At 72.1% G+C, this 2,772-nt stretch carries 2 protein-coding genes; both read right to left on the reverse strand.

Going from position 1 to position 2,772, the window contains the following annotated elements:
• Window positions 1-51 precede the first annotated feature (51 nt).
• The gene (locus ACFWY6_RS44970) at window positions 52-678 is read right to left on the reverse strand and encodes a hypothetical protein (protein ID WP_384703588.1); all 627 of its coding nucleotides are present in this window, start codon (window positions 676-678) and stop codon (window positions 52-54) included.
• Between the two features lie 79 nt (window positions 679-757).
• Window positions 758-2,539 (reverse strand): S8 family peptidase, encoded by a 1,782-nt coding sequence (locus ACFWY6_RS44975; RefSeq protein ID WP_384703591.1) that lies wholly within the window; start codon window positions 2,537-2,539, stop codon window positions 758-760.
• Window positions 2,540-2,772: the final 233 nt, after the last annotated feature.

The raw sequence follows: 2,772 nt of genomic DNA on the forward strand, positions 1-2,772 counted from the left end.
GTGCTCTCCGTCGCCCGGCGCCGCCGGTTCTCGTGGTCGGCCCGGATCAGCTCAGCGGGTGATGAGCACGCCGAGGATCAGGCCGGGGTTGTTGGCGTTGTCGTAGTAGGCGAGGACCCGCTGCCCGTAGGCGAACGCGTTCTGGACCATCGTGTGCGTCTCGTCGAGCGGGTTGACCAACACGCGCCAGGCGTTGTCCACGAGCAGGTACAGCAGCTCGGCCTGGCCGGGCAGCGGCTGCACATAGTCCTGGAAGTTCAGCGCGACGCCGACGGTCAGGGCCTGTGTCGAGACCTCCGGGATCTGCGCCTGCGGGACCTGGATCTGCTGGCCGCCCTGCTGCTCGGGGCCCATCTGCTGCAGCAGTTGCTGGAACGGCTGCTGCTGGCCGAGCTGCTGGAGCTGCTGCTGCAGGTGCTGCGGGATCTGCGGCTGGCCCTGGATGCCGGGCTGCATCTGCTGGCCGAACTGCCGCTGACCGAACTGCTGCTGTTGCTGCGGCGGCGCGGTGCTCAGGCCCGGCTGCTGGCCGTACTGCTGGGGGCTGAAGGGCTGCTGGCCGAACTGCTGGGTGCCGAACGGCTGCTGCTGCCCGTACTGCTGCGGACCGTACTGCTGCTGAGGTCCGTACTGCTGGCCTTGCTGCTGCATGGGACTCATTTGCGGGGTGGTGCTCATGCGGGTGCCACCTTCCCTCAATGGTTGTGGTGCTTCAGCAATGCGCGTGGTGCTGCGGCTCCCGACGGCGCGTCGTGCGTCAGCCCGTGACGACCAGGCCGACGACCTCGTCGTCGGAGAACCAGACCCGTACATCGGGATGTCCCCCCGCGAAGGCGGCGTGCACCGCCTGGCGGACGTCGGGGGACGGGTGGTTGAGGTTGCGCCACTCCCCGGCGACGAACAGCCGGAGCCGTGGCGGGAGTTCGGGCGGATAGGGCAACAGCTCGTCCCAGTAGCGCTCGGCACGTCCGGAGCCCACCGCGGAGGGCAGCAGGTTCGTGACCGCCGCCTTGATGTCGGGCCGGTTGCCGATCCGCTGGGACGCGGGGCGCCCCGGTGCGTCCTGCTGCGGAGAGCCGGTCGACCTGAGCATCGCCCGCGCCCGGTCCGGGGTCATCAGCTGCTGGCCGGCGGCCTTCAGCATGCCCTGCAGACAGGCGAGGGCGCCGACGACGATCGGCGATGCGGACGAGGTGCCGGAGAACGCGTCCGTGTACCAGGCGATCTCGTCGGCGCCGCCCTGGAGGTCCCCGGGGCGGTCCCAGAAGCCGCCGGTCGTGGTGGTCTCGCGGCCCCAGCCCTGGGCGTCCACGCGGGCCCCGTAGTTGGAGAACGCGAGGCGCGAGCGGTCCGGGCCGTGGTCGCGGCCGTGCGTGCCGGGCGGCGGTGCGCCCGCGCCGACCAGGACGGCGCCCGAAGGCCGGTTGGACGGGTTGAAGGGGTTGCGCCACCACTCGGGGAATTCGTCGGGCCTGCGCTCGTACACCGCGTCGTCCAGGGACTCGGCGCCGTTGCCGGCCGCGCCGACGACGATGACGCCCTTGGCCGTGGCGTGGCGGATCGCCGCGTAGTCGTCGGGCCACCACTCCAGGGCGATGTAGCCCTTCTGGTCGTCGCGCGGCTCGAAGTCGAACCGCGGTCCCGGGCGGTGCAGTTCGATGAGGATGATGTCGCCGGGGGACAGGCGCTCCGCCGCCGCGTGGATCGTGGCCGAGGTGCCGAGCGGCTGGAAGGAGGCGGCCGCGGTCACCGACTCCGGCGCGATGCCGGAGATGCCCACGTGGTTGCGGTCGCCGCCGATGACGCCGATGACGGCGGTGCCGTGGTTGCGCCACGCGACGTCCTGGATGGGGGTGCCGATGACCACACCGGCGAGCTTGGAGGTCAGGTCCTCGTGGCCGAGCTGCCAGGCGCCCTCGATGTCGATCACCGTGACGCCCTCGCCCGAACCGCCGAGCCGCTGCCAGGCCCAGTGGGCGTCGACGCCCTCGGGGGCCGGGCGCAGATAGCCCTGGCGGCCGGTGAAGTCGGGGGTGACGGGGGCGCCCTCCTTGCGCCGCCCGGACTCGCCCGCCTCCGGGGGCGACTCCTGGCGCTGCGGCGGGGGTCCCGGCCTGCCCGTCGCGCCGATCGAGGCGGGGACGGCGCCCGGCTTGACGTACGCCGTGTCGAGCCCGGGCAGCGCCGCCATCCGCGAGCGCAGCTCCTGGGCGCGGCTCTCGCCGCCGCGGACCCGGTAGAAGAGCGCCAGATCCGGTACGTCGTCGCCGCCACCGTCCCGCTCCATGGCGGACCGCAGTCGGTCCTCGTTGCCGAACAGCGGCTCCAGGGCGAGCTGTTCATCGCTGAGGAACATGTTCAGGGCCGACACATCGGAGCCCGCCGCCGAGCGGATGCCCTGCGTACCGGCCCGCAGCCGGGCCTCGGGCCGTGCGACGACGATCAGCTCCTGCTCGCCCGGCCGGTAGGTGAATCCCGCTCCGTCGGGCCCAGGGCCACTGGCTCCCGGGCCTCCCGCGGGCTCTGCCTGGTCGGTCATCGCTTCACCGCTCCCTTCCGTACTCGGGGTCCTGCGGGTGCCGTGCTGCGCTCTGTGGCCGCGCCTTCGGGGCACACCTTGCTACCGCCCGGCGCGCTCGTCCACCCCCCATTGCCCCAACTGAGTTTGAAATCAAGGTGATCGGGGAAGCCCGTGCAATTCGTCCGGAAGGCGATGTCACGGTGCGATCCGGCCAAGTTCGGGGCAACGCGACGGGGCGGCATCCTTCAGGA

Origin of the sequence: Streptomyces sp. NPDC059037 (assembly GCF_042740015.1) — a bacterium.
Taxonomy (GTDB): Bacteria; Actinomycetota; Actinomycetes; order Streptomycetales; family Streptomycetaceae; genus Streptomyces.